This is a genomic window from Paraphotobacterium marinum, from assembly GCF_002216855.1.
Classification (GTDB): Bacteria; Pseudomonadota; Gammaproteobacteria; order Enterobacterales; family Vibrionaceae; genus Paraphotobacterium; species Paraphotobacterium marinum.
Genome location: NZ_CP022356.1, coordinates 873,028 through 895,017 on the forward strand (window position 1 = coordinate 873,028; position 21,990 = coordinate 895,017).

Annotated in this window: 18 protein-coding genes; 5 read left to right on the forward strand and 13 right to left on the reverse strand. The window is 30.6% G+C overall.

The window, feature by feature from the left end:
- Positions 1–4 precede the first annotated feature (4 nt).
- Complete coding sequence (locus CF386_RS11185; RefSeq protein ID WP_089074518.1) at positions 5–1,009, reverse strand: S66 family peptidase; 1,005 nt, start codon at positions 1,007–1,009, stop codon at positions 5–7.
- Positions 1,010–1,374: 365 nt separating this feature from the next.
- Between CF386_RS11185 and CF386_RS11190 the strand changes: the two genes are divergently transcribed.
- Positions 1,375–2,784 (forward strand): sodium:solute symporter family protein, encoded by a 1,410-nt coding sequence (locus tag CF386_RS11190; protein ID WP_089074519.1) that lies wholly within the window; start codon positions 1,375–1,377, stop codon positions 2,782–2,784.
- Between the two features lie 67 nt (positions 2,785–2,851).
- On the opposite strand, the gene CF386_RS11195 is transcribed toward CF386_RS11190, so the two are convergent.
- Positions 2,852–4,663: an AMP-binding protein gene (locus CF386_RS11195; RefSeq protein WP_089074520.1), complete on the reverse strand. Its 1,812-nt coding sequence runs from the start codon at positions 4,661–4,663 to the stop codon at positions 2,852–2,854.
- A 374-nt stretch (positions 4,664–5,037) separates the two neighbouring features.
- Here CF386_RS11195 and CF386_RS11200 point away from each other — a divergent pair, with 374 nt between their 5' ends.
- Genes CF386_RS11200 through CF386_RS11210 form a run of 3 tightly spaced genes read left to right on the forward strand, consistent with a single transcriptional unit; the run spans position 5,038 to position 8,596 of the window.
- A complete protein-coding gene (locus CF386_RS11200) occupies positions 5,038–6,936 on the forward strand; it encodes a PTS mannitol transporter subunit IICBA (RefSeq protein WP_089074521.1) in 1,899 nt (632 codons plus the stop codon).
- A 15-nt stretch (positions 6,937–6,951) separates the two neighbouring features.
- The gene (locus CF386_RS11205) at positions 6,952–8,091 is read left to right on the forward strand and encodes a mannitol-1-phosphate 5-dehydrogenase (RefSeq protein WP_089074522.1); all 1,140 of its coding nucleotides are present in this window, start codon (positions 6,952–6,954) and stop codon (positions 8,089–8,091) included.
- A gap of 1 nt (position 8,092) precedes the next feature.
- Entirely contained in the window at positions 8,093–8,596 is a 504-nt protein-coding gene (locus tag CF386_RS11210; protein ID WP_089074523.1) for an MltR family transcriptional regulator, read from the forward strand.
- A 2-nt stretch (positions 8,597–8,598) separates the two neighbouring features.
- Here the strand turns inward: CF386_RS11210 and CF386_RS11215 are convergent, their stop codons facing one another.
- The 7 genes from CF386_RS11215 to CF386_RS11245 all read right to left on the reverse strand — a co-directional run bounded on the left by CF386_RS11215 (position 8,599) and on the right by CF386_RS11245 (position 14,922).
- A complete protein-coding gene (locus CF386_RS11215) occupies positions 8,599–9,705 on the reverse strand; it encodes an FUSC family protein (RefSeq protein WP_089074524.1) in 1,107 nt (368 codons plus the stop codon).
- A 65-nt stretch (positions 9,706–9,770) separates the two neighbouring features.
- Complete coding sequence (locus tag CF386_RS11220; RefSeq protein WP_225971800.1) at positions 9,771–10,055, reverse strand: S24/S26 family peptidase; 285 nt, start codon at positions 10,053–10,055, stop codon at positions 9,771–9,773.
- 10 nt (positions 10,056–10,065) lie between these two features.
- Positions 10,066–10,569 (reverse strand): superoxide dismutase, Ni, encoded by a 504-nt coding sequence (gene sodN, locus CF386_RS11225; protein ID WP_089074526.1) that lies wholly within the window; start codon positions 10,567–10,569, stop codon positions 10,066–10,068.
- Between the two features lie 115 nt (positions 10,570–10,684).
- Positions 10,685–10,954: a hypothetical protein gene (locus CF386_RS11230; RefSeq protein ID WP_089074527.1), complete on the reverse strand. Its 270-nt coding sequence runs from the start codon at positions 10,952–10,954 to the stop codon at positions 10,685–10,687.
- Between the two features lie 580 nt (positions 10,955–11,534).
- Complete coding sequence (locus CF386_RS11235) at positions 11,535–13,037, reverse strand: sugar porter family MFS transporter (protein ID WP_225971801.1); 1,503 nt, start codon at positions 13,035–13,037, stop codon at positions 11,535–11,537.
- Positions 13,038–13,141: 104 nt separating this feature from the next.
- Positions 13,142–14,557: a sugar porter family MFS transporter gene (locus tag CF386_RS11240; protein ID WP_089074529.1), complete on the reverse strand. Its 1,416-nt coding sequence runs from the start codon at positions 14,555–14,557 to the stop codon at positions 13,142–13,144.
- Between the two features lie 104 nt (positions 14,558–14,661).
- A complete protein-coding gene (locus tag CF386_RS11245; RefSeq protein ID WP_089074530.1) occupies positions 14,662–14,922 on the reverse strand; it encodes a hypothetical protein in 261 nt (86 codons plus the stop codon).
- Between the two features lie 136 nt (positions 14,923–15,058).
- On the opposite strand from CF386_RS11245, the gene CF386_RS11250 reads away from it, so the two are divergent.
- Complete coding sequence (locus tag CF386_RS11250; RefSeq protein WP_089074531.1) at positions 15,059–16,498, forward strand: POT-type proton-dependent oligopeptide transporter; 1,440 nt, start codon at positions 15,059–15,061, stop codon at positions 16,496–16,498.
- Between the two features lie 744 nt (positions 16,499–17,242).
- Here the strand turns inward: CF386_RS11250 and CF386_RS11255 are convergent.
- The 4 genes from CF386_RS11255 to CF386_RS11270 all read right to left on the reverse strand — a co-directional run bounded on the left by CF386_RS11255 (position 17,243) and on the right by CF386_RS11270 (position 21,989).
- Positions 17,243–20,299, reverse strand: coding sequence for an efflux RND transporter permease subunit (locus CF386_RS11255; protein ID WP_089074532.1), 3,057 nt, complete (start codon positions 20,297–20,299; stop codon positions 17,243–17,245).
- A 4-nt stretch (positions 20,300–20,303) separates the two neighbouring features.
- The gene (locus tag CF386_RS11260; RefSeq protein ID WP_145955056.1) at positions 20,304–20,966 is read right to left on the reverse strand and encodes an efflux RND transporter periplasmic adaptor subunit; all 663 of its coding nucleotides are present in this window, start codon (positions 20,964–20,966) and stop codon (positions 20,304–20,306) included.
- Positions 20,967–21,019: 53 nt separating this feature from the next.
- Positions 21,020–21,394: an efflux RND transporter periplasmic adaptor subunit gene (locus CF386_RS11265; RefSeq protein WP_089074534.1), complete on the reverse strand. Its 375-nt coding sequence runs from the start codon at positions 21,392–21,394 to the stop codon at positions 21,020–21,022.
- A 337-nt stretch (positions 21,395–21,731) separates the two neighbouring features.
- On the reverse strand, positions 21,732–21,989 hold the full coding sequence (locus tag CF386_RS11270; RefSeq protein WP_089074535.1) for a YfhL family 4Fe-4S dicluster ferredoxin: 258 nt from the start codon (positions 21,987–21,989) through the stop codon (positions 21,732–21,734).
- Position 21,990: the final 1 nt, after the last annotated feature.

A 21,990-nucleotide genomic window follows, 5' to 3' on the forward strand; every position in this document is an offset into this window, starting at 1 on the left:
CTTGTTATTTTTCTTGAACCCATCGACTTTCAAGTTTAATAATTTCGCTGTCAAAATTAATTGATACCTCAACTCCTATTGGGGTTACCAACATAGGATGCGTATGACAACTATCGAAACCATAAAGTATAGGAATATTTTTACCATTTAATACTTCAATCAAAACATCGAGTGGTGTTCGACCGGTTCCTTTGTCATTAAACAATTCATGTTTACCTAATATGATAGCGCCTACCTTATCAAATACACCACAAGCCAGTAGATGCGCAAAGGAGCGCTCAACAGTTTCTATACCTTTAAGAGAATCCTCAATAAAAAGGATATCACCTGAATTAATTTCTGGCATATATTTGCTACCCCAAATACCTGCAATTGTATTCAAATTACCACCTATGATACGTCCACGTACTTGCCCATTACCCAAAAACTGCCATTTATTTGGATATCTGGGTTTCGGAGAATCTTGAGTTTCCCATTCAAGTAATACATCTGTCCATAATTCTGGCATTTTGTATTGGTAAGAGTCATAGGTAGAACATAAAATATCCAAAAATGATTGAAAGGTTTCTTCAACTAATGGAGGAAACTCACCAAATGATGCAACCAATGCAGGACCATAAAAAGTGATTAGTCCTGTTTGGGCATAAATAGCTAAAAGCAACGCAGTGACATCAGAGTAACCAATTATAATCTTCGGATCTTTTCTAAGGGCTTCGTAATCAATATAAGGTAATAAAGAATTACTATTATAACCTCCAATTGTAGACATAATACAACGCACATCAGGGTTACGTATTAATCGATTCAACTCTTCTGCACGTTCTAAAATTGACCCTGAACGATAGAAATCAGAATGACCAGTGAGCGAACCTTCTACCAGATTAAAACCTTTGGATTCCAGATAAGACTTTGCTCTACTCAAACGATTTGGAGCAAAAACTGTTGCTGGTGAAGAAGGCGAAAAAAAGCCAATTTTATCACCCTTTTTTAAAGCTTGTGGATATATCATTTATAATTGCCCTTAATGTTTGCATGTAGATTTATAACATTATTTGATTATTGTTTACTCACATCATATATCTTCTAGTAGGATCATTCAACAATTACCATATTAATCAGTAAGTTATAGTTATTTTTAATAGTCACAACTTAAAATGGTTCTCAAATACTAATATTTAAAATTATGTATAACTTTTATTTTATCTTCTTTGTATATCAAATTTCTTTATTTTAAACCCTATAAAACAATTATATAAAATCAAAAAAAATGATACTTTTCATAAGCATAAGATCAACTTATCGTATAAATTAATTTTTTAATATTTCTTTTACAAGATGAATTTAAATTAATAATAAAACTTACAAGGATAAATTATGATCATTGATCTAAGTATTGTTATACTTTTTTTGCTTATAAATTTATGGATTGGTTATCAATCAAGCAAGTCAGTAACAGATTTTTCTATATTTTCGGTTGGACATCGTTCTTTCTCTAGTTTTTTAATTTTCTGTACTCTTACAGCTACTTTTGTGGGTGGAGGATATACCTTTGGTACGGCAGCATCCGTGTTTAACCACGGTATGATTTTTTCTTTAGCTCTTTTAGGATTTAGCTTAAAAGAAATTCTTGTTGCAACAATTATTGCACCTCGAATGGGTAGATATAGTGACTGTTATTCAGTGGGAGATATGATTGCCAAAACATACGGAAAAAGAGCTAAAATAGCGACAGGAATTTTTAGTCTTTTAATTTGTGGGGGGATTTTAGGAGCACAAGTTGGTGCTTTAACGGTGATTATTCATTCAACACTTAATATAAATACCACTTTAGGTGTGATGATCAGTTTGCTCGTTTTGTTAATATATGCAAGCCTTGGTGGCATGCGTGCTGTAGTTTTTACAGATTTGTTTCAAGGCATAATCCTATTAATAGGCATACCCCTCACCTTTTTTATTGGATTAAATCATGTTGGTGGTTGGCAGCACGTCACATCAGTGGTACCTCATAGTTATCTTCATTTTCTTTCTAATGGAAAGGATTGGATATTTTTTGTTTTCTTGTTTTTAACTTTTATGTTAGGCGAAACCTTAGTACCACCATATGTTCAAAGGTTATTTATGGCGTCTTCAATTAAACAAACAGCAAAAGGTATTCTGTTAAGTGGCTTAGTATCAATACCTATCTTCTTAATATCTGGTGGAATTGGTTTAGTTGCATACGCGAGCAATAATCAAATTGATGCAAATACAGCCTTCCCTTTTATTGTCAATGAAATGTTACCAATAGGTTTACGAGGATTTATTATAGCTGCCCTTTTATCAATAATTTTATCCTCTGCGGCAGGATTTTTAAATGCGGCAAGCATTTCTTTTGTAAATGATTTAGTTAAGCCTATGAGTAAAAGTCCTGAAAAAATCAATTTTTTGAAAATGGCTCGTGTCAGCACCATTTTAGTTGGTATCATTTCTATTATATTTGCTTTAACAATTAAAAATGTCTTAAGTTTGTTATTGGCGGCATATAATTTTTGGTCTCCTATTATTTTAATTCCTCTTGTTGCTGCAATTTTTAATGTCAATGCCAAAGAGCGTGATTTTTTTATTGGGGCATTTTGCGGGATTGCTGGAAGTCTGGTTTGGGAGTTTGTTTTAAATGATCCATACAACATTTCACCAATTTTATTAGGCTTATTATGTAATTTAATTGGCTTCATAATTTCTTTAAGCTTTAGTAAAAGTTCCAAAAAGATGAATGACCAACAATCAATAACATCCAATATTTAAATTATTTATTGTTGCAAGATATACATTAAAGCCTCTAAGAGGCTTTAATGTATAAGATTATAAATGACTATTGTTGATGCTGATAATATTCTCTTAACTTTCTTCTCATAATTTTATTAGATGCTGTTCTAGGAAGTTTATCCAAGTTATAACATGAGCTTACTTTAAATAAAGGATTTAATTTATTTTTTATTAGATTTTGCATATCAGTTAAATCATTTTTGTTTTTATCACCAACATAACAAATTACTAATTTACTTGGTCCACCTCTTTTATCGCTGAGCTCTATAGCTGCAGCTTCATTTACATAGGATATTTCTGTTATTAACTCCTCAATTTGAGTGGAACTTACCTTTATGCCTCCTAAATTCATAGCGTCATCACTTCGACCTTGAATCTGATAATATCCATTCGTATGCTGAATTAAATTATCACCATGTCTTCTTAAAGTAAGTCCATCAATTTTGGGACAATCCTTATAATAAACTTTGAAATGGTCACCATTGATCAATTTATTTGAAAGACCCATAATTGGAGGAATTAAAAACACTTCTCCCCTTTTACTTAATTCACCATCATCATTTAAAATTACAAAATTTCCACCTAAGGTTGGCGTAGAAAAAAAAGAGGGCAAATTAGGCTGAATTAAGGTGGATGAAATATAACCTCCACCAGTTTCGGTTCCCCCACAATATTCAATGATGGGTTTATTATCAAATTGTTCCATTAATTCCTTCATTTGATGTGGATTAGAGCATTCACCAGATGAACTGAAACATTTAAGGTGTTGCCATCTAAATTGATTCATTGTTTTCTTTTGTAACCAACTAGATACAATACTTGGAACTAATCCAAGTACATTAACTTTAGCATTTTCAATAAAATGACCAAACTGACTATCTAAAGGTGAATCGTCATATAAAGCTATTGTGCCTTTATTAATCAATGTGGCAAAAACTAACCAAGGGCCCATCATCCAACCTAAATTAGTTGGCCAACATACGACATCTTTTGATTGTACGTCATGATGATAATATGCATCAGATGCAGATTTTATAGGTGTACAATGATTCCATGGAATTGCTTTGGGATTTCCAGTTGTTCCCGAAGAAAATAAAATGGTCATTTCTGTTTCAGGTGGGCAGTAATGAGTAATATCTTCAAAATTAGAAATCAAAAATTCTTCCCAAGAAATATCTTCGGCTTTAAGTTCTAAATTTTTATCTTCGTTACAGTAAACAACACATGGATACTGTCCAGCAACCTTTACTTTTGAATATAATTCGATTTTTTTTCCAGATCTAGTAACTACATCTTGAGTTATTACTAATTTTACATCCGTAATATTTAAACGAGTTTTTATTTCTTCAGCTGAAAATGAATCTGCTATGTTAACAGCTACTGCACCATATAAAATAACTCCCAAATAAGCAATAACAGATTCTGGGTTCATTGGCATATCGATCGCAACACGATCACCAGGAGAAATACCCTGTTTCTTTAAGGAATTGGCAAACTGCATACATTTTAGCTTTAATTCTTCATATGACATTTGCTCAATCTGATGGTGCTTATTTTCATAAATTAATGCAATATCCTGTTTGTCTGCATTAAAACAACTTTTTGCAATATTTATACTTGAGCCATATAACCACTTTGCATCATGAACACCTAAATCAAGGTTCAAAATATCCCGGTAGGGTTTGTCAAAAACGATATTTAATTTTTGAACTGTATAAGACCAAAAACCTTTTTTATCACTTTGAGAATACTTTAAAAAATCATCATAATTTAAAATATTATGATCAGTCATTGAATTTTCTATATTTGTTTTAACTTTTTTAATTGGTGATGTTCCTGTATGATTTTTTTCAGTCATTTTTATTCCCTTAAATTTAAAATACAGAATATGATTATAATGTCACAAATTATTTCAATTTGTGACTTAAATAAACTAATTCATATAAAAATTTCATTGTTTGACTTTTAATGATCTCATTTTTTATAAAGTATCTTTTATACAAACAAAAAGTGATTTAACTCACAGTTTACAAAATATATTAGGGAAAATAAACGTGACCAATGTCACATTAAGATCGAGTTTAGTCCATTTTTTTTTCATTGAGTGCGATCTGGATCACTTATAGGTTTTTATTTGTAATAATTTTTTGTGAAATGCGTCACGTATAATCCTTTATTTGAGCTATTTTTATAATGTGATACATTCAAAAAAAAATTTTAGGACACAACACAATGCAATCCAAATCTATTCAAACCAAAGTTCAAGCCTTTGGAAGATTTTTATCTAATATGGTTATGCCTAACATAGGTGCCTTTATTGCCTGGGGTTTGATTACCGCTTTATTTATACCCACAGGGTGGCTTCCAAATAAAAATTTTGAAACACTAGTACCTATAATTTTAACTTATTTACTTCCAATACTCTTAGCCTTTACTGGAGGAAAATTAGTTTACAAAGAAAGAGGAGCAGTGGTAGGAAGTATTGTTGTCATGGGTGCAATTGCTGCATCACCAAATACACCTATGTTTCTTGGTGCAATGATTTTAGGTCCTCTTGGCGGATATGTCATAAAAGTTTTTGATAAATTAATTGATGGAAAAATAAAAAGTGGATTTGAGATGCTTGTTAATAACTTTTCAGCAGGTATCATCGGATTAATATTAGCACTGATAGCATATGAGTTTGTCGCTCCATTTTTACACCTTATAACTCAGTTTTTGACTTTCGGTGTACAGTTTTTAATATCTAATAATTTACTCCCCCTTACATCTATATTTGTAGAGCCAGGAAAAATATTATTTTTAAATAATGCTATTAATCAAGGTATATTTACACCTATTGGAATACAACAAGCCAAGGATCTTGGTCATTCAATATTTTTCTTAATAGAGGCTAATCCTGGTCCTGGTGTTGGTATGCTTTTAGCTTATATGTTTTTTGGAAAAGGCACAGCAAAACAGACTGCTCCAAGCGCCATCATTATACAATTTTTCGGGGGTATTCATGAAATTTATTTCCCTTATGTCTTAATGAAACCAAGATTGATATTAGCATTAATTGCTGGTGGAATGACAAATGTATTTATCTTAACAATATTTAAAGCTGGATTAATTGCTCCCGCATCTCCTGGATCAATTTTTGCAGTTCTTTTAATGACACCAAAAGGTTCTTATATTGGTGTTATATTATCAGTAATATGCTCTGCTGCAGTCTCTTTTATCATTTCTTCAATTTTATTAAAATTAGAAAAAAGTTCTAAAGAGGATAACTTGGAAGAGGCTCAAAATAAAATGAAAAACCTCAAAAATGAATCCAAGGGTGTCCCGAATCAAGAAATTGATTACTCGACCATCAAGAAAATTATTGTAGCGTGTGATGCAGGTATGGGATCCAGTGCAATGGGTGCCGGATTATTAAAGAAAAAATTAAATAATAAAAATATAGAAATAGAGTCATATAATACTGCAATTAATGATATACCCAAAGATGCAGATCTTGTAATCACACACAAAGATCTGACGCCAAGAGCTAAAGAAACTGCTGACCATGCGCACCACCTATCACTGAATAACTTTTTAGATAATAGTTTCTATGATGAATTAATAGAGAAGATTCTATCTTTTGGCTCTCATAAAACAGCGCAAGATAATTTAGACAAATCTCATGAAGAAGAGCAAGATCAAGAGCAATGTTTCCAAATTTCTGAGAAAAATATTTTTCTTCAAAGAAAAGAAAGTAACAAAGAGGATGCTATTAATTTCATCGGTGAACAGCTTGTAAACTTAGGCTATGTATCAGAAGAATATGTAGAAGGAATGCATGCCAGAGAAAAATTAGTCTCTACTTATTTGGGTGAATCCATAGCCGTTCCTCATGGCACTATTGAAGCTAAGGAATTTATCAAACACACAGGTATTTTATTCTGTCAATTTCCTAACGGTATTCAGTGGGGAGATGATGAAGAAGATATAGCAAATATTGTCATCGGTATTGCCGCACAAGGAGATAACCATATCCAAATTTTGTCCTCTATAACCAATGCATTAGATGATGAAAATAGTTTAGAAATATTGAAGAACACACATCAAAAAACAGATGTTTTAAATATTTTACAACCTAATAATGAGTAATAATTTGGAGAACTTATGAAAGTATTGCATTTTGGTGCTGGTAATATTGGTAGAGGATTTATAGGTAAACTACTATCAGAATCAGGGTTTGAGGTCATTTTTGTTGACGTAAATCAACCTGTTATTGATTTAATTAATAATAATAAAGAATATATAGTTAACGTTGTTGGAGACGAAACATATCAAGATAAAGTAACAAATATCTCCGCATTAAATTCTAATTCAGACAATGTTATAAAACTCTTTAATGAGGTTAATTTAATCACCACAGCTGTTGGACCTAATGTTCTTAAATTTATTGCTCCTGTTATATCTAAGGGTATTGAATACAGAAATAAATATAAAAATGAAAAATCACTAAATATTATTGCATGCGAAAATATGTTAAAAGCATCTTCTCATCTCAAGTCTTTAGTAATTCAAAATTTATCCAACAAACAATTAGTTAAAAATATTGGCTTTGTAGATTCAGCTGTTGATCGGATTGTTCCCCCAGCTATAGAATCTGATAAACATACACTTGATGTAACTGTTGAATCCTTTTATGAGTGGATTGTTGATGAAAATCAATTTTATGGTGACATTCCTAAGATCCATGGTATAAAATGTGTTGATAATTTATTATCTTACGTTGAAAGAAAACTTTTTACTTTAAATACAGGCCATGCAATTACAGCTTATTTAGGTAATTTAAAAAATTTTTCAACTATTGACAAAGCTATTCAAAACAGCGAAATTCAAACAATTGTAACAAATGCAATGAAAGAAAGTGGCGAAGTTCTGATCAAAAGATATGGTTTTGACAGAACTAAGCATATTAATTATATCCATAAAATTCTTGAAAGGTTTCACAATCCGTACCTAAATGATGATGTTAAGCGAGTTGGACGTGAACCATTGCGTAAGCTAAGTCCAAATGAAAGACTGATAAAACCGTTAAGTGGTACTATTGAATTTGCTTTGCCTAATAATGCTTTATTGCACGGTATTGCTGCAGCTTTTCACTACGATAACCCCAACGATAATGAATCAATTAAACTTCAAGAGGCTATCGATGGTCACGGTTTCCTTGAAACTTTATCACAGTTTACTGGTCTAGAAAAAGACTCATTAATATCTAAGGAAATTTATAAAATTTATAAAAAATTAAAATAACATGAAGAATATAAATGAGCCATCATGTGAAAGTGAGATTTTAGAAACCTTAGAAGAACATGAAAATATTAATGATTTTATTCAAATAGCTATCCATATTTTAGACAGTTTGATTTTTAAAGCTGTTAAATATTATCTGAATAATTCTCAAAATTATGAAACTCAATTTATTGTAGAGCCATTGTTTTTGAACAATGGCCCTTTAAACGATAATAGTGTACAACTTAAACTACTTTTAGGTTTAGGTAAATTGCCCTATAAATGGTATTGTTTTTGCAATCTTATGTTTGAATTAGATATCACCACACCGTTAGGTATCGACGACATAAAAAATCTATTTACAAAGATAACCAATAATTCAAATGTAAGATCAAAAGTAAAACTAAACCCTTTAGAAGATTTGCCAACTAAAATAAAATTATCATTATCAGAAGCAAAATTGAAATCTGCTGTTTCGTTGCAACTTATTGAACTTAATAAAACTTTATTTTCCACAAAAAATTAAACCTAATTTTTTATAATAGTTAGTTTTTTTATATTCGTATCTAATATTTTAATTTCTTTCCAAAAATATTTTAAGGAATGTATAAATGCATAAAGATGTATATGTTCATTTTCTTTTTTTATTTTTATTTCAACCTCTATTACCTCTAATAAATCTTTTAAAGTTTTATCTTGTAAGATAAAACTTCTATCATCATAGGGATAGGTTAATAATTTATGAGAACAATATTCAAAAAACAAATTAACATGCTCCAAAAACAACTTTACCTCATTAAGACTTTTTAACCAAATAGAGCTTTTTTCTGATAAGCTTAATGTATATCTCATTGCTAAAGTTTGCCGAAATACTTTTTTAGAATTTAATATTAATTCTTCTGCTTCTTTTAAATTTAATTTAAAATGAATTTTTTCTAGATACGAATCACTTTCATTTAATAATTTTGATTGTTTTAAAAATGAACTACTTATACCAGATGTTTGTTGAATTTCATATTTTGAGCTTTCAAGTTGTGTAAAACTTCTGTTTAAACTAAAACAATCTAGTATTAACAATCTAAATTTATCAATTGTGCCTGCCATTGAAGCCAATAACTCTTTTCTTGCATATATGGGGAAAACAAGACGGTTTATGACGATACTAATAATTACGCCCAGAAGAATGTCCAGCGCTCTCATCATCCCGTCTGAAACACCCGAATGAAAAGAATGTGACAACCCAACAATTACGAAAGTAGCTGTACCAAGAATTCCAACATAAGAGTATTTTTTACTTCCTGCCAAATAGGCAAAGCCTAATGACACAATAAACAAAGCCAGTAACTCATAATAGATTTGTCCAACGAAGCCACACAATAAAAAAAGCCCACCAGCAAGTGCACCAATAATTGTAGCAAAAGTTCTTGCTATTGATTTTTCTTCTCCAGAGCCAACTGTGATTTGAGAACCCATGACAACTGCAATTGTAATAATAATCCATTGTCCATGCTCAACAGAAAATAGCCGATAAGCAAGTAACCCTATTAGACAAGCTAAAGATGTCTTAAAAGCATGAAGATATCGATGATTTTTATAAATCAATTTAGTTAATCTGTTGATAAATGAATTATTCATAAGGACACGTCTTTTTATTTAAAATAGCTATAACTCATAACTTTAATGATCTAAGAAAATAATTATTATACCCGAAATATTATGCGATAAAGCGTTTTTTTTTGTGACCATTTAAATTCACCAATCTCTTCAGATGATAAACTTTCTTTATTATCGCCCTTAAACTTAAGAATATTTTTATCGAAACTAGCTAGCCTTTTAACAATTAGTCCTAGTGAGTCATGATTAAATCCATAAACAGCTCCAACTGATGGTTTAATAAATCTGGGCTGTTTTACAGCCAAAACATAATCACCATCCTTTAGAGCTGGTTGCATGCTACTACCAGATATTTTGTATAATTTAAAAATACAAAAAAACCTATTTTTTTAAATCTGGATATACAACATTTTCTGATGGTGGATAGGGTGATACTGCCTCATAAACCTTAACCCCTTTGGTTAACCAAAAAATTTCAGAAAAACGGTTCACTTTTTTCAAAAGCTCAAGAGCATCATCACGATTAATTTCTTGTTTTACTTTAGAGGTCAAGAGCATTATAGAATGAGTCAATTCATGTATTTCAGGAAATTTTTCAAATTGTGGCGTTTTAAAATAATCCCCCCAAATGACTCTGATTTCATTTTTTAATATCACACCATGCTCTTCTTTCTGACTGACAAAGCGAATTAATCTTGTTTGTTCAGTTATGTTTAATGAATCCTTTCCATTCAACTCCTGAATAAGATCAATCATTCTAATCATTGTCAATACAGCAACTTGAGCATGGTGCGGATCATATATCTTACATGGTATATCGCAATGTGCCTTGAGTTGTGGCACATTCATAACATCCAGCTTACTTCTAATAAATTTACCAAACATTTTACGACCTTTTAGATTAAAAATTTAAAATGAATTAAATGTTCAATTTTCATAAAACACTCGCCAAAGTTAAATATAGCAAATATTTATTTGGAAGACTAAATGCTAAAAAAAATTATCTCTTGCTTTTTGATTTTAAAATTTTAATCAAAAATATTCCCAATAAATTTACTACAAACCAGAAACCACACATTAAAGCAAGTAAATTTTCTTCGTGATAAGTTTGGTCAAGTTGACTGGTTGTCAGCATATCAAGATTATCGATATGTGATCCAATGGGAAGCCATAAAAAAAATAATAATCCGGCCATAATAATATTAAATATGATTAATATTTTATAAAAAATATTTAAAGTATCGCTCTGATCTTCTCTAATATCCGTCATTTATTTATCCTGTTTATATTGTTTGTATTTTATTTTTATATTTTTATATTTTTATTATTTTTATTATTTTTATTATTTTTATTATTTTTATTATTTTTATTATTTTTATTATTTTTATTATTTTTATTATTTTTATTATTTTTATTATTTTTATTATTTTTACTGTTTTTATTGTTTTTATTGTTTTTATTGTTTTTATTGTTTTTATTGTTTTTATTGTTTTTATTGTTTTTATTGTTTTTATTGTTTTTATTGTTTTTATTGTTTTTATTGTTGATAGAATTTAATTATTACAACACTCTCATAATAACATTTTTTTTACATAAAAAAATAATAATTTATGCAAATTACATAAATATTTAAAAAAAAAAGTTGTGTATATTTTTGCTAAAACAAGAATGAATTTTCTAATTATTCATGAGTTAAGAAAAAAAAGGAAAATTTATATGGTATTTTTATATTTTAGAGAATTTTATTTTGGTTAAAAGATTTTTTGTAGAAACAAATTTATATATTTATGTAAAAATTTTGAATTAAAATTTTTCTTGGTGTTCAGTTTCCTGAACACCTTATAAATTTTTTAAATACCTACATTTTTAATAGGTGTACCAGACTCAAATTTCTTCTCAATACTTTCAATACTAACCCCTTTAGTTTCAGGGCAGAATTTCTTAACAACAATAAGAGCTACTACAGTAATAACCGCAAAAATCAGCATCAAATTAGAGGTTCCATATGCAGACATTAAAGTCAAACTTGTACCAGCTACAATTGTGTTACCAAAGTAGTTTGCAATTGTTGATAGAGTAACACCTAATTCTCTGGATTTAAGTGGAAATAGTTCTGCTACTAAAATCCATGTAATTGGACCCCATGAACATGCAAAACCTACAATGAATAATAGCGTGGCCGCCAAAAACATGTATCCATATAAACCTAAAGCTGCACCCGCAACAATATGATTATAAGAAAAAGCAGCTAAAAGTAATGAGAGCACAACTAAAATACCACCTGCTGTTAATAATTTTACTCTTCCAGCTTGGTCAATATATTTAACAGCAATGAAAGTAGCCAACATATTCACAATATATATGATGTTTTGCGTGAAAAGTCCATGAGCAAAACCAGCTTTTTCAAGAATTGATGGTCCGTAATATATGAAAACATTTATTCCTGTAGTTTGTTGGAAAAACTGTAAAACACCACATAAAGCAACTATTTTCCAAAAAAACGGTTTTGTTAAAAAACTAATAAAGCTTGTTTTAACTTTGGTAGCTTCTTCAATTTCAGCCAATTCTTCGTTAACTTCTTGCTCAGAGTTTCTTGTTCTTCTTAAAACCTGAAGTGCCTCTTCTCTTTTCCCTTTGAGCATTAGGTATCTTGGGCTTTTTGGAATAACTAAAACACAGACAAACATAAGCACAGAAAAGAAAGATAGAACGCCATACATTAATACTAGAGAATGAACCGTTTCACCAAAACTCATTGTAATATAGCTATTAATAAATGATACTGCAAAAATACCGACAGTAATCATAAGTTGCCAATATGTTCCAAAAGTTCCTCTTTTTGATTTAGGGGAGGTTTCGATTAAATAGATAGGCACAGTGAAAGCTGCAATCCCAACAGCTACTCCAAGTAATAATCTAGCATAAAATAAAACTTCATAACTTGGCACCATCGTAGAAATCAAAGACATGCTTGCGAATAAAAAGCCAGCAATAATGATTGTATATTTTCGACCTATAAATCGATTAGATAACAGCGCAACGGCTGGACCAATCATACAACCTACACTCAAAATGGCTGTAAAATGTTCTTTTTCAGCGGTAGACAAATTATAATGTGCGCTAATCGTAGATAACGCATTTGCAACAAAACCTTGGTCTAAGCCAAAAAGAAGTCCACCTAATGCAGCAATAAGAGCTATTAAATAAACTATCCCCTTTTGACTATTTGATTCAACTTTAGCTGAACCTATTGTAGTAGTACTCATCACATTCCCTTTATTTGTAAAATTATTATTAAAATCGCTATAAAAACGTTTCGATACATACTCTCTACTTAGCCAAAGAAATGCAATAAAATATTATTTTTATATATGAAATAAGTGACGAAGATCTAAAAAGAAAATGTAAATGAGAAAAGGTTAGCCTTCTTAAAATGATAAAGAAGGCTCTTATGAGGTTAGTTATTACCTATTTTGTTTAACTTAATACCTTTTTCAAGATCAGATTCTATTTTTTCAAGGCTGACTCCTTTTGTTTCAGGAATAAAGAGCTTCAAGAACACAAGACAACCGACACAGAATGCTGCAAATAAGAAAAACAAATTAGCTTGACCGTAAATTTTCATAAATGACAATGCATTACTTATTACCAGTGAAGCAAAAGTCCAATTAACCATTGTTGTAATTGTCATACCGATTTCACGGCCTTTGAGAGGAAATATTTCAGAGCAGAAAACCCAAATTACTGGCCCCCATGAACTTGCAAAGCCAACAATGTATAAGCCTAATGAAATAACCAACAAAATTTTAACTAGAGAATGACTTGCGTCTGGTTCAGCATTTATAATGTAAAAACATATGCCTGCAACTAACATAGTGATTAGCATAATAGTTGCACCAATATACAATAATGTTCTTCTTCCGAGTTTATCAATATATTTAATTGCTATAAAAGTTGCTAATAAATTAATTGTGGGTATAAATAGCTCACCAAGTAGGCCTGTGAATCCTGCATCGCCTAGTATTTGTGGGCCGTAGTATATCATCACATTGATACCTACTAACTGTTGAAACATTTGGCTTGCAATACCTATTAACAAAACCTTCCAAAAAAAGCCTTTTGACAACATTTCAAATGATGCAACTTTAACTTGAGCGGCTTCCTCGATTTCTTTGATGTCTTCATCAATCTCTTCTTTGCTAACTCTTATTCTTTGTAATACTTTATAGGCTTCATCTTCTTTACCTTTCAAAATAAGCCACCTTGGGCTTTCTGGTAATATAAAGGCACCTAAAAACATAATCAGTGAAAAAAGAGTTAGAACTCCGTACATAATTACCATAGATTGAGCCGTTTCACCGAACAACTTAACAATTGCAACGTTTATGTATGCAATGGACATTATACCTATAACAAGCATGAGCTGGAAGTAAGAGCCAAATTTACCTCTTAAACTTTTTGGAGACGTTTCTGAAAGATATAAAGGCACAGTAAAAGAGGCAATACCTACTGCAAATCCCAAACCCGCTCTGCATAAATGTAAAAGCCAATAGCTGGGTAGTAAAGCAGAAATTAAAGATGCTATTGTAAAAAGAAATCCTGCCAAAACAATGGTTTTTTTTCTACCCAAAAAACGCGCAAAAAAACCACTTAATAATGCCCCAAGCACACCACCTGTGGCTAAAACTCCAGAAAAGTTTTCTTGCTGTGTCGTTTCTAAATTGTATGTAGTTGAAATTGTTTTTAAAGAATTAGCAATAAAGCCCTGATCTAATCCAAATAAAAGTCCACCTAAAGCTGCAATCAAAGCAATAAAGTATACAATTTTCTTATATTCTTGATTTGAATGTAGTTCTTGTGTTACACCACTCATAACGCTAGCCCTTAATAAAATTGGTACATTAAGTGAAAGTCATAAAACTTAATCTGTCAATTAAGTAGTAATAAAAATGTAACTTGAAGTTAATCTCAATTTTTTTAAGTTAAATTTTCTTGGCACCAAGTCTCCCCCTTTTTAGTTAAAATAACATAAGCACTGAGAACACTCTTACCATTATTCAATATGTAAACAAAGCCATTTTCAATTAATTTATGTAAATCTAGTTCAAACTCTTGTTCTTCTAAACCCGATGAGTTTTGTAAGTCTTGATATTCGAAAACATCCTTACCTAATTGATGTTTCTGTTGTAAGTCATACATACATTCTAAAAGTTTTTTTTCTTCCATACTTATTATCATTACTGAATCCTTGTCGTCATTTAAAATTGTGTCATATTAATAATATTTTATTATATGAAAATAATATGACAATCAGAATAAAAAAGATTATGATTGTTGGTTTCGAATAATAAAAAGTTATTAAATAGGTATAAAAATGATAAATTATCGCGAAATGCCCAAAGGTGTTTTATTGATTAACATAATCCAACTTTTTTCAACAGTTGGTTATGCGGCCTTGATGGGCTTGTTAAACTTTTATTTGACTCAGCATATAGGTATGGCGCAATCAGAAGCTAATACTTTAACGGCAAGTTTTTTTGCGATTAATTTTTTATATCACTTCTTAGGTGGAGCAGTTGGCGGAAGATATATAAGTTTCCGTGGATTATTTTTTATAAGTTTGGCATTACAATTTATTGGTTTATTACTTATTGCAATTAATAACCATAGCATTGTCCTGTTAGGAATGGCTACATTCATAACAGGCTCAGGCTTAAATGTTAGTTGTATTAATATGATGCTTACTCAGTTATTTAAACCTAACGATAACAAAAGAAGACAAGCTTTTGCAGTAAACTATAGTTTTATGAATATCGGCTTTTTAATAACATTTTTAATTGCTGGTTATCTACAAGGTCAAAATCAATATGCACCCACCTTCATTTTTGCTGCAATTTGCATGATAATTGCGATGGGGCTTCACTTAGGTTTATGGAAACATGTTAAAGACAAGGATACAAGCTACTCATTAAATTTCTTTAATTCTTCTAAGAGATTTTTTTATACACCTATCATCGTGATAGCTTGTCTAGTCTTTGCATTATTTTTAATGCACTACCCTAATTTTGGTTCTTGGGTTGTAAACATATCGTTCATCTTAATGGTGATTTACTTAATTAAATTTGCTTTTCAGCAACAAAAAGAATACCGCATCAAGATTTTTACATATATGATACTTATGGTCGGTACCATGCTTTTTGCCTGTGTTCAAGGGCTTCAATCAACAGCACTTGAAAGTTTTGTAGAGTATAATACCAATAAGTCTTTATTTGGTATAGAAATGCAACCGGCGACTATCAATATGTTTGAAAGTTTAGGTGTTATTATCTTTGGCTTTGTTTTTGCGGCAATAATGAAAAACTCTAAAGTTAAAACAGCTCCTGCTACGTATGTAACTCGTGGTCTTCTAAGCTATGTCTTAGCTTTTTTAATGATCCCTCTTGGTGTTTTCTTGTCAAACAGTTATGGTTTAAGTAGTGTCATTTTTCCAATTTTACTTTTATTAATAGTGGCGGCAGGTGAAGTCCAAGTAAATCCTGTAAATTTTGCCATGGCAGGAGAAATGTTAGAGCCCCAACATCAAGGTTTATTTACGGGTTACTTATTTTTAAATGTTGCATTTGGTATCAATTTATCAGGTCCAATTTCTAATTATGCACTTGCAAGTGAGTCATCTAATCAAACTAACCCTTTGATGACAAACCACTTATACTCTGAAATTTTCTATGTTATGGCAATAGCTGCACTAGCAATTGCGATATTATTTTACTTTTCAATTAAAGCAGTAAGTAAGTCCCCAAAAACATCTAATTAATAATATTTAAAGCTCAAAAAATAAATTGGTAAGATGACTTTTTTGGGCTTTTTTTATTTTATTTCAAACAAACCATCATCAAGATCCTTTGTTAATCTATTTCTTAATTCTCGCCTAAAAATTTTAATAATCCACAGTTAATAAATATAACCAATTGTTTCTGATAAATTTTTTTGACGACCACCAAATAAGAAGCTCCCAATAAAATATCGAAGTGCAAATCTATGAAAGGCTATTTATTACTAGAATGTTAAGTGCAACCTTTACCATAATTTTATTTTTTGGTAAATTTCTGCAATATAACCATAAAACATCGAAACAAAATCAAAAAAATAATAAACACCACACTCAGCAAAGATAATTACTTTATCTTAATAAATTTAAACCTAATTCAGGGTTTATAAATCAAAATATTGAAGTACTTGCAACATTTGTTTAATCAGTTGTTCTAGGAGAAAATAGTACTACAATTCCAAAATATACGAAAATTGCAATGCTAACCCCAAGCACTCGTCTAGAACATCGTTCCAAATCTATTGTTTTTACCGTAATTTTTGTAAAAAGCCTATTACCATAAATATCCTATCTCATATAACATGATTGTACTTTAAACCAAAATATGGAACTTACCTATGTTGAAAGTATAATTTATACATAAAGGATATTTAAAAGTGAACTTTAGAAATAAAAAGCTCCCTATCTTTTATCACAAATAGAGAACTTTATTTTTTTGAGATCTTTTAATTAAAATTTAATTCTTTTAATTAGACAATACATCAAAGGTACCACAAATAAAGAACAAATGGTTCCGATAGTTACTCCTATAGCAATAACAAAACCGATATCATGCATTAAAACTCTGATATTTTCAGCTTGGAACATTAATGGAATTGCTCCCGCTATCATGACAAGAGATGTCATGAGTATGGGTCTAAATCTTTCTTTTAAAGCTTCATAAATTGCAACTTTACCCTCTTTTCCTTCTGATAAGAGTTGATTTGCATATTCTGTAATCAATATTCCATTTTTAGCAGTAAGACCGATTAAAGTAGCTAATCCCAGAATAGCATATATGTTTAAAGCAACACCTGCCAAATAACAACACCACAACGTTAAAACTAAAGTTAAGGGAACACTAAACAATACGATAAATGAATCTTTAAAACTTTCAAATTGAGCTGCTAAAAGTAAATAGATTACAAGAAACGATGCTAATATGACATAGCCAAATGATGATGAGTTTTCAGTCAAAAGTTCGGCTTGTCCTGTATAATCGTAACTTATACCCTCTGGTAAAATATTAGGCATATTTTTGTTTAAAAGTTTCATGCCTTCGACATAACTTATACCGTCAGCAAATGTAACTGTCAAAGGATTGGTTATGATACTATTGGTCATTTCAATGCTCTTTGGACTCCCTTCTGTTTTGAATGCGCCCAAGCTTCTTAGTGGAATCAGCTTACCATCAGCGTTAGGGACTTGGATTGAGTAAAGATCGATAGGTTTATTAAAATACCTGGATTCCACCGACATATATAACTTCATAACAAAATCATCTGTTTTGATTTTTGTTGGAAACATATAATCCCCTGATGAAACTTTTATAGCATCATAGATTTTACTTTCATTTACTTTATATTTTCTTACTAAATCTTTATTGATAACAAAATTACTTACAAGCTTTGCATTATAATTATCATCCCCTTGAACATTGGTTACACCCTTAATATTCTTGATTCCTTTCATGATTTGAGATGTCTGTCTATACAAATTTTGGACACTACCAGAGCTCTGTAAATTAAAGGTAAGCTGATTATTTGGTTCTTTTGACGGGCCCGAAGTAGTAATGTCTATAGGGGGAACAGCATAAGTAAAGACGTCTTTAAAACCTGAATTAGTAACAGCAGATTGAATGTTTTTCATAAGCTTATCTTGATCCACTCCATCTTTTAAGATAAGGACCCCCATTGGATTCATACTTTCCGACCACAAAAGGCTTCTTTTAAACTTATTTTTAAAAGGCAACAAGGCCTTCTTAAATACATTAAACTGCTTTTGCATTTCATTTTTTTGTAAGTCTGTTCCTTGATAAGTGCCCTGAACCAGATAAACTCCTGTTTTTTCATTGGTTAAATTTTCAATTGAAACCAGTTTGATGACTCCGAAAAAACTCAATGAGCCTAAAATCACCAAGCTTATAAAGAGTAATCGCCTCGATAATACAAAAGATACACCTTGCGAATACATCTTTGTCGTATAATTAAGTGTCTGATTTATTTTTTCAGTAACCTTGCTACTTTTAGCTGACAATAGACGAGCACACATCATTGGTGTAAGCGTTAATGCCACAAAGGCTGAAATTAAAACAGAGCCTGCTAAAACAACTGCAAACTCAACAAGTGCAGGACTTGTAATCATATTTGTAAACGCGAGAGGAATGTATACTGATGCAAGTGTTAAGGACATAGTAATAATACTAAAAGCTACTTTTTTAATTGCAAGGTAAGTTGCTTCAAATGGTTTAATGCCTTTTTCTATTCCAGCATCAACAGCCTCGACTAGAATAATTGCATCATCCACAACTAAGCCAATCGCTAATAGCAAAGCTAATAGAGTAAATAGGTCAAAACTGAATCCTCCAACATAAATAATTAATATAGTACTGAGCAAACACGTCGGTACTGTAATTAAAGGAATAAATGTAGCTTTAACTTTTCCAAGAAACATATAAATAACGATAACTACTAAAATAAATGCAATTATTAATGTTTCTACTACGCTATGAATTACCTCTTTTAAAGTATCTGATTTAGAATACAATTTAAAGCTTTGAATTGAAGGGCTTTGTTTATTTAGTTTTTGAATTAATTGACCCGTCTGTTCAGACATATTTAAAAGATTAGTTTTATTATCTTTTGACTGATATAACAATAGAGCAGCAATATCTTTAACCCCCTTAAAGTCTACTGTAACTATCGGATCAATTGTGCCCTTTGCATCAGAGTTAATCTTACCCTGATAAACGTCTGCTATGTCTTTTAAGAGAATTGTTTTATCTGAGTTAGGGATATGTATTATTGTGTCCTTCAATGTATCGATACTATCGTTCATTGCCCTAACTTTAAAAGGCGCATCTGTTTGACTCAAATATGTTGTTTGAAATCCATCTCTTGCGATATCATCCCTTACCTGTGAAATCATTTCATCTATAGTCAAATTAAAGTAAGCCAATTTAAACGGATTTAATTTAATAATAAAATTTTGATAACCAATAACTACATTATTGGCTGCACCAACATCATTTATTTGATTGAATAAATCTGGGATTCTCAAATTATAATCATTAATAAATGGAATAAATGGCAGACTATCTGATTTACTTATAATAATTTCATCCATCATCCCCTGTGTACTACTTTTAGCGACCACAGTTGCGACACCAGCTGGCAAGTCATCCTTAATTTCATTTATTTTATTATTCACTTGAGTTACTGTGTCATCAATATCAACATCTTGAGAAATATCTAACGAAATTTGGTTTTTTTGAGTACTGGAGGTTGTCTTTTCGATACCTTTGATTGTGCCCAAGGTGTTAAGAATAGGCCTCATAACAGTCTTATTTTTTTGTTCTTCAGACATACCATCGACATTATTGACTTGAATAATTATCGTAGCAGTTCCCAAAAAAGGAGCAAATTTAACCGGTACATTTGTAAATACTATAAAACCTAAAAGAATTGGAATCAGTGTGATCACAATAGTAAACACTGGTCTTTTTACACATATTTCAGATAATTTCATTCCATTACCCTCTAATTATTTCAGGCGACTTATATTTTTTACTTATTTCTACCTTACTGCCCTTAAAAACAGGACTTTCACAGTTGAGAACTAACTCTGAACCTGGCTTGATATCTGTTCCACTTGTACTGTAAAAACGATATTCCCCATCCTGAAAAGGAATATCATCTGTATTAAATAACTTTATATTTTTATAAACGACGGTGCCATTTTCAATTATTTTGACTGTCTGAGTCGAAGTTGAATTACTTGGAAATATTGTGCAACTAACATCCATTTTTGCTTGGGGAATTGCATAAACATCGTATTTGCCAATGGTCTGTGTTATTCTAATTTTTTCTCCTGAATATAAATCCAGATTATTGTCAAATGCTGCCTGAACTGTAATCATACCATCCGATATATCAGGTGATATATAACTTACCTGTGCTTTGATTTTTTGAGAATGGTCCATCACTTCAAGCGCCACATCTTCTCCCAATTTGATTTTACTTTTATAATACGCAGGAAGAGAATATTCAACATACATTCCAGAAGGGCTATATATACTTAATAATGTATCATCAGTTGTTACCACATCACCATCATGGAATGGAGATGCTGTCGTTACGCCGGAGATAGGAGCTCTAATTTCAAGATCTTGGAGATCGCTTTTTTTGATCTCCATTCTTCCTTTTGCCCCTAAATAGAGTGCTTTAGCTTTATTTAAATCACCCAAACTTACAATTTTTTATCATACAATTTTTTTAAACTCTCATATCTAAATTTGGTATTCGCTACCTCTGCTTCTAAAGCTGCAAGATCTGCAATTTCCTGTCTGTTATCGAGTTGAATCAATAAGTCGCCTTTCTTAACTTTCGTACCATTTTTAAAATATATACCTAATATTTTTTTTGAATTAGCTGAGCTTGATTTAATTTTAACTGAATCATTTTTAACATCGCCATAAGTTGAAAAAGTAGGTTGATAAGATGTGGACTCCAAAGTCTGAACTACAACTTTAGTCTTTGCTGCACCTTTATTTGTATCCGCATTTGCAAAATAAGAGTTAATCAAAAGTAAAAAAGAAATTATAAGAGTAAAAGATTTAATCATATGTCCTCAAAATTAAAACTAAAGTTTTCATATTTGAAAAGGTACTGTACAAAATTTAACCACCCTTGTCCAGTTTTTTCATTCGTTATTTTACATTATTTGTTATTTTTAATGTTTTTCTAGGACTTTTGTGCCAAATGGATGTAATTAGTGATAAAGTTCCAGTTTTTAGGGATGAGCTTGGCATTTAGGGATAAAATATTTGAAATATCACAATGAATATAAACAACATCACTTAAAGTGATTTGGTTGGAAAAAAATATGTTAAAAACACCTTAAACATAAAAAATTGAGTCTAAACATAATTTTTAATAATTAAAAAAAATATTAGTAAAAATTATTCGACAATATTTTGAATAATTACATATTTGTCATACAACTCTTCTCGACTTTCCTTATGATCGGGATTTATGATAATACAGTTTTTTATAGGACACACATCTTGGCAAGTTGGCATATCATAATGTCCAACACACTGCGTACATAAGTTTTTATTAATTTCATAGATGTTTTCACCCATAGAAATTGCCTCATTAGGACACTCAGGTTCACACATATCACAATTAATACATTTATCAGTTATCAACAAAGACATA